Genomic DNA, 7,196 nt, shown 5'->3' with positions numbered 1-7,196 from the left:
GGCGTCCTTTCACGGATTTGCCCACAGGGCCGCGCCCTTCCTGGCGCGCCCGATCACCCGGCCAGCGTGGCGAACCGGTGTAACAACTCCGTCTCGCCACGGTACTGCGGGTGGAAACCGGACGACGACCGGCCCGGAGGAAGGTGCGACGTTCACCGCGGTGGGTGCGGTGGGTGCGATGGGCGCCGATCGACCTGCACCGCCGCCACCTGCGGCAGCAACTTCTCCAGCGCGGCGACAGGCGCCACCACGCTGGCACGCGCGGTCAACCCAGCAGCATCAGAGGCGCGTTGAAGCACTCGCCGGTTACGAGAATCCTGCATGAGCCAACTTTCAGGCAGACCCTTCGCCGTGGGTGAACGCGGAGGTCCCACATGCTGGCCTGCGCGTCGATTTCGGCAGTTCAGCGGCCGCTGAGCCGATCCCTGGGTCCGTCTCGCGGCTGCCTATAATCGGGCGGGGGTGGTCTGTGCTCAGACCAACATGGGACCTGAGCTGCCGGCGCTCCTGGGGGGATGGTTTGGAGACTCGATTCGGGCTGCTCGGGCCTCTGTCGGTGTGGGACGGCCCAGAGCGGCGCAGCGTCCCGGGCCCGAAGGTGCGGCTGCTTTTGGGGGCCCTGCTGCTGCAGCCCAACCAGGTCGTATCCCTCGACCGGCTGCAAGAGGTCCTGTGGGGAGACGAGCCGCCGCCGACCGCTGTCTCCTCGTTGCACAACCACTCCGCCGGGCTGCGCAGGTGTCTGGGGCCCCGGCTTGCTCAGCGGCTCCGGGCGATTGCGCCTGGCTACCTGCTGGAGGTTCGCGACGCGGAACTGGACAGTCAGCTCTTCGCTGTCCATGTCCAACGGGCTCGGGCCGCTCAGCGGCGGCAGGACTGGCCGGCGGTCGAGTCCGAGTCGGATGCTGCGGTGGCGCTGTGGCGGGGCCGGCCGTTCGCGGACGTGCCTGCTCTGATCGACTGTTCTGAGGCTGCCCGTCTCCTGGAGCTGCGGCTGCAGGCTCTGGAGTGCCGCTTCGAGGCCGGGCTCCATTTGGGCCGGCACCAGGAGATGGGGGCCGAGCTGGCACTGATCGCGGCCGACTACCCGCTGCACGAGGCGTTCCACCGCCAACTGATGCTGGCTCTGCACGGTAGCGGCCGCACCGCTGACGCCCTCGAGGTCCACCGGGCGCTGAGGGAGGCCCTCGCCGAGGAACTCGGAGTCGACCCCGGCCGCCTCGTGCAGGACGCCTACCAGACTCTCCTCGCCGCGGACCGATCCGCCGCAGGCCACCCGGGGCGGGAGAGTCGGCCCGCCGGCATTCCGTCCCAGCTGCCGCGACCCGTCAGCGGATTCGTCGGCCGCCGGCGCGAGTTGGAGCTTGTGACCGCCGCGCTGGCAACACCGAGCGGTCTCGGCCTCCGGGGCGGCGGCGACACCGCCGCGACCGTGGTCATCTCCGGCATGGGCGGTGTCGGGAAGACCGCCCTGGCCATACACGCGGCCGACGCCCTGCGGGCCGACTACCCGGACGGGCAGCTGTACGCCGACCTCAACGGCTTCGCCGCCTCGCCGCCTCGCGAGCCGCAGGAACTACTGGCACGGTTCCTCGTCGATCTCGGTATCCCCGGACCGGACTTGCCCGACCACGCCGACGATCGGGCCGCCCTGTTCCGGGCCACCCTCGCTGAGCGCCGCGTACTCCTGCTCCTCGACAACGCCGTCGACAGCACCCAGGTCGCCCCGCTGATCCCCGGAGGCAGCCGGTGTGCCGTGATCGTGACCAGCCGTCGCGCCCTGGTCGGCCGCCTCGACGGCACGCACATCTCTCTGGAACCGCTCGGGTCGGAAGGGCATGAGCTGCTGGCCTCGGTCTGCGGCCCGGACCGGGTCACCGCTGAACCCGACGCCACCCAGCGCATTCTCGCCGCCTGCGGCGGCCTGCCCCTGGCGCTGCGCCTCGCCGCGGCCCGCATCGCCAACCGCCCCAACTGGCCACTGCAGGTCATCGCCGACCGGCTGGCCGATCCTCCTCGTCGGCTCGAGCTCCTTTCCGTCGACGACACCTCGGTGCGCACCGTGTTCGCGATGAGCTACCAGGCCCTGCTGGACAGCGGCCGCCAGGTGGAGGTGGATGCCGCCCGCGCCTTCCACCGCCTGGGACTGTGGTCGGGCCACCCGCTGTCCCTCGAAGCCGCTGCGGCCCTCCTCGGCGAGCAGGTCGACGTCGCGCTCGACCTGCTCGATGTTCTGGTCGATGCCCAGATCCTCCAGTCACCGGCGGCGAACACCTACCAGCTCCACCACCTGGTGGCCGAGTACGCGGCCGAACTCGCCCGCTCCCGGGAGACCGCAGAGGCCCGGAACGCCGCCGTCGGCCGCCTGCTCACTTGGTACACGGCCGCCGTCCACCGTGCCGACTCGCTCTGCTGGGCTTACGGAAGCGAGGCAGAGGTCGAGCTGCCGCCTGCCTCCTCCCCGCTGCCCGAACTCACGTCGGCTGAGCACGCCCTGGCCTGGCTGCGCCGGGAGATGCCTGCCGTCAGGTGCGTCGTCCAGCGAGCCGGCGACTACGGCCTGCCCCACTTCGCCTACTCGATCGCCACCATGCTGCGGGGCTACGGGAACAGCTACTGGTGGGACGGCCACTGGGAGGCCGTCGTCACCGACGCGCTCGCCACTGCCCGCGCCCACGAGAACCGCAAGGCGGAGGCCGACCTGCACAACCTGCTGGCCGCCAGTCATGGCCTGACCGGCCGGTACGAGGACTGCCTGACCCACTTGAACGCGGCAGAGGAACTGCACCGCTCCAACGGAGACCTGCGCGGCCTTGCCGCAGTCCTGGGCAACAAGTCGCTGCTCCTCGACGAACTCGGGCGCCGTGATGAAGCCTTCGACGCCGCCGAGCGCTCGATCGATCTGTACCGAGAAGCCACCGGCCGCGACAACATGATGGCTCTCCACGGACTTGCGGGCCTGTACCTGAAGGCCGGGCACGCCGGCACCGCAGAGCCCATCTACCGGCGGGTCCTGGAAGAGTTCCGGCGCGACCGTCTCCCCGGGCCGGTCGCTGCCACCCTGATCAACCTCGGCGACACCCTTCGGTGCCTCGGGCGGCAACAGGAGGCCCTCGCGGCGCTCGACGAGGCGCTCACCATCACCGAAGACCTCGAAGACCACTCCGGCACGGCGGACACCCTTGAGACGATCGCCCGGGCCCACGCCGGCTCCGGGAACCTGGAGGCGGCCAGGGACAGTTGGACTCGTGCTCTCGCACTCGCCCGTCAGATCGGCGCCGCACGCGTGATCACCGACAGTCTCACGGGACTGCGGTCGCTCGATCCCTCGGACGAGCCCGGAGCCGATGACCGCGCCGGACGTTGAGCCCGGGAGGGCGGGACCGCCGCAGCGATGCGGCGGTCCCGCCTTCCCGGTCTACAGGAGGACCCCGTCGCGTACCGCGTGAGTCCTGCGGCCGGCCAGGTGCGATCAGGTGTAGCAGTAGTTCATGTTGCCCCGGTGGTGACCGGCGGTGCCGGTGGACCAGGTGGCGTTCCCGTTGACGTCGTAGAACACGAAGTTGCCGTCGTCCCTGATCTCGGCGTGGCCGCCCGGCGCCGGGTTCAGGGCTCCCATGGTGCAGACGATGTGGCCGGAGGAGTTCATCAGCTTGACGTATCCGGACTTCGACCAGTCCAGGGTCGTCACGCCCTTCCCGCTCGTGCCCGAGGCCCACAGCGGATACTGGTCCTCCCCGTCATAGCCGTAGAGCACCAGATTGCCGTCGGCCAGGAGGTACAGTCCCGTCAGAAGGTTGTTCGAGCCTGCCCCAGAGCCGCCGGCCTGCCAGTCGGGCTGGGCGAGGGTGAACGTCGCGACCGACGCATCGGCCATCGCAGTAGTGGCGGTCATTGCGAGCGCACCGGCGGCCGCGGCGCACACCATGGCGACGCGCCCCAGGCGCCTGCGCGCCCTGGAGGCACCGGGCTTACTGAGTATCACAAGTGTCCCTTCGACGTGCCGCTTCGCTGCTCATCGCCGGTGCGCGGCAGAACGGTTGGATGGTGGGCGGACGCTGTGCCGCCGATGCCTCTGGGCAGGGCCCAGCCGCGCGGGTCTGCGGCTGGACCGGGTGCTCAGGTGTAGCAGTAGTTGAGGTTGCCCGGCCCGTTGGAGGTGTTGGTGGACCAGGTGGCGTTGCCGTTGCCGTCGTAGAAGACCATGTTGCCGTCGTCCTGGATCCGGACCGTTCCCCCCGGGGCGGGGTTGAGCTTGCCGAGGGTGCACACGACGTGGTTGGAGGCGTCCAGCAGTTTGGCGTAGCCGGACCGCGACCAGTCCACGTGGGTCACGCCCCGGCCGCTGGTGCCACTGGCCCACAGCCGGGTCCCCCCGTCGGTGTCGCTGATGGTGTGCAGCACCAGGTTGCCGTCGTTGTACAGCTCCAGCGTGACGCTGGAGGAGGACACGCTGGTATTGGCGTACCAGTCCGGCTGAGCGAGGGTGAAGGTGGCGGCCGTGGCGTCCTGCGCCATCGCCGCCGTGCCGGACACACCGACTGCGACGAGAGCCGCCGCGCCCACCACAGCGGCCCGCAGCCCGGCCTTCCTCAGACGTGAACCCGGGAACTGACGTGCCGTCATGCGATCTCCTCAATGGATGTGGTGCGGGATTCGGCCGAGCATGGCGCCTCGAACCGGGCAGTGCACTGATCGTGTCGTCAGCCACTCATAGTTGACTCATGTGTTGATCACACACGACGGAGGCGAGCTGGAACTGGATCCGCCAGAACGAAGCAGACCGGCGCGATACCGGGGATCGCCCCTTGCTGCGCCCCTCGCGCACACCGGTCGCGCGTCGCACGCGGGATACAGCGCTGATACGACCCCAGCAGGCCCGCCTCCACTCGGAGGGCGGGCAGTCGTGCTGTCGCGTTCTGATCGGACGCGAACGAATCATGACGCAGTCGTAGATAACTCGTGTAACAATCTGCCTGCCCATCATCACAGGGGACACGTCGTCGCCGAGCCAGGGGGTTGCGGCGGCTGCGGCGCTCGGCACGACCGGAGCACCAGCAGAGCACAGGGGGGATGCCGGAATGTTCGAATCGCACACGGTCGGCCGCGGCGAGGTGGCCCTTGTCCCGTAGGCCACGACCTCTTGATCCCAACGACGGCCCGCTGCAGGCGTTCGCGTACGAGCTGAGGTGTCTGCGGCAGGAGGCCGGCAACCCGACGTACCGGGCACTCGCGGCGACGGCGGGTTTCAGTGCCACGACGCTGAGCGATGCCGCCGGTGGCATGCGCAAACCCACGCTCGAGGTGACGCTGGCGTACGTCGGCGCTTGCCGTGGCGACGTCAAGCTCTGGGAGAAGCGCTGGTACGCGCTCGACCGCCGACTCGCCGGCACGGCTGGAGCCGATGCGCAGGTCCGGCCCAGTGCGCGGGATCAGCCCGATGCGCGGGTTCAGCCGTCGCGGGTCCAAGGCCCCCGGATCGTCTCGGCGGTGATCGGGCCGACCGAGGCGAGCGCCGAGGAGCGCGGCCCGGTGGTGGACGCGCTGCCGGAGCACGGCTTCGGACCCGAGCCGGTCGACGGCGAGGAGTCGAGCGCACCGCGCCCGCGCTGGTGGTGGCCACGGGCGTGGCTGCCTGCCCTGGGCTTCGCCTTGGTGCTGGGGCTGACCGGCCTGCTCGTGGTCTGGCAGCGCGCGGCGGGCGGCACGGACACGGACGCCGTGTCAGGCTGTCCGGCCAGCCCGGCCGGCGGGACGACCTTCCACGGCACGACCTACGCCGGGGACACGCGGGTCCGCAGCGGCGCCACCCGCGGCGCGTCAGTGATCGGCGATATCCCGCCCGGATGCAAGGTCCACTTCGTCGGCTTCTGCATCGGTGACGTCGTGATGGACTACACGGGCGGGACACCCGACGCGCGGTGGTTCGAACTGAGCGGCGGCGGGATGGTCTCGTCGGCCACGGTGCACGGCAATCCGCCCGCAGGCTCGAAGCCGGACGTCTGCCCCGGTGGGCTCCCGGCTCCCGTTTCGATCTCTCTGACGGTCTCTCAACATCCGACCGATCCCGATGGCCTGGACCTGCACGCCACCGGCTCCTACCTCGGCATCGTGGGGTTCGCCGCGTACTTCTCCGACAGCGGTCAGGCGGTACCGGCGCCGCGCTGGCACCAGCTCGGCCTGACCGACGTCGGCCCCGAAGGGTTCACCGTGCCCTGGCACCTCGCCAAGCGGACGGCCGATCAGGGCCCGATCCGGCTGGCCGCGGTCGCCTGCCTGGGTGGTGACGGTCCCACCGACGTGGTGGACGCCCTGGCCCTGCCGCCTGCCGCCGTTCCCACGCAAGCGCGGCCGGTGCCACTGGGCGAGGGCGAGCGGAGCGCGGCCGCGCAAACCGCCTGTCGCTACCCCACCAAGTAGCACCGTCCAGGTAACAGCATCGCCCGGCAGGGCGGGGGTTCACCGTTCGGGAACCGGGTCTGGCCCGCCGGATGGCACAGGAACGTTACGGGCTACGCGAAGAGTGGGCCGCGCGGCGCGGCCGAGCGACGGCACCCTCGGCCGCGCCGTGCCCTGTCCCCCGCCTCGGCTACACCACGCCGGTAGCCACCGGCAGCGGCAACCCGTACACGCCGGCGGGGGTCTGCGGCAGCGGCCTCGGCGTGGTCGACTCGCACGCCCTGCCCGGCGCGGTGGTCTACCTGCTGTTCAACGGCGCCACCGGTCAGAACTGCGTCACCACCATGGCCACCCACCCCGCCGGCCAGGTGGCGATGGACGCGACACCGGCCGCGCAGGGCGGCACCCCGGCGAGCAACCCCGGCAGCTTCACGTACTACGCGGGCCCGGTCACGCTCGCCGCGCCGAAGGTCTGCGTGCGGTGGGGCGGCTCCTACGCGGGTGCCTCGTGGACCAGCGACTGGAGCCACTACGACTGACGGCTGCTGTGCCCACGGTGCCGGCTCCGCCGGGGGCCGGCACTTTCCGTCTCCTCAGGCCGCCCCATCGGGCCGCCCGTCCGTTGTCCGGTTGTCCGGCTGTCCGGATGTCCGGATGTCCGGACACCGTCCGGGAAAGTCGACGCCCCCTACTGACGGCTTGTTCAGGATGAATGCGCTGTCCGGAGTTGATCACCCATCACCAATCTCCGCAGCCCTAACACCGTGTCGGCGCATTAGTAAGGAGTGACTGATCGT

5 protein-coding genes are annotated in these 7,196 nt (G+C 70.6%); 3 read left to right on the top strand and 2 right to left on the bottom strand.

Annotation, left to right across the window (positions count from 1 at the left end; genetic code table 11):
- Window positions 1–520: 520 nt before the first annotated feature.
- The gene (locus tag ACWDAK_RS08655) at window positions 521–3,367 is read left to right on the top strand and encodes an AfsR/SARP family transcriptional regulator (protein ID WP_427394062.1); all 2,847 of its coding nucleotides are present in this window, start codon (window positions 521–523) and stop codon (window positions 3,365–3,367) included.
- Window positions 3,368–3,472: 105 nt separating this feature from the next.
- On the opposite strand, the gene ACWDAK_RS08650 is transcribed toward ACWDAK_RS08655, so the two are convergent.
- Entirely contained in the window at window positions 3,473–3,895 is a 423-nt protein-coding gene (locus tag ACWDAK_RS08650) for a hypothetical protein (RefSeq protein WP_344635323.1), read from the bottom strand.
- 224 nt (window positions 3,896–4,119) lie between these two features.
- Entirely contained in the window at window positions 4,120–4,626 is a 507-nt protein-coding gene (locus tag ACWDAK_RS08645; RefSeq protein WP_344635322.1) for a hypothetical protein, read from the bottom strand.
- Window positions 4,627–5,121: 495 nt separating this feature from the next.
- Between ACWDAK_RS08645 and ACWDAK_RS08640 the strand changes: the two genes are divergently transcribed.
- Window positions 5,122–6,420 carry a hypothetical protein gene (locus ACWDAK_RS08640; protein ID WP_427394061.1) on the top strand — a complete coding sequence of 433 codons (1,299 nt, stop codon included), beginning with the start codon at window positions 5,122–5,124 and terminating at the stop codon, window positions 6,418–6,420.
- 71 nt (window positions 6,421–6,491) lie between these two features.
- Window positions 6,492–6,938 carry a hypothetical protein gene (locus tag ACWDAK_RS08635; RefSeq protein ID WP_344635320.1) on the top strand — a complete coding sequence of 149 codons (447 nt, stop codon included), beginning with the start codon at window positions 6,492–6,494 and terminating at the stop codon, window positions 6,936–6,938.
- Window positions 6,939–7,196 lie beyond the last annotated feature (258 nt).

Source organism: Kitasatospora sp. NPDC001175 (genome assembly GCF_053598215.1).
This window is presented reverse-complemented; position numbering and strand designations above follow the sequence as displayed.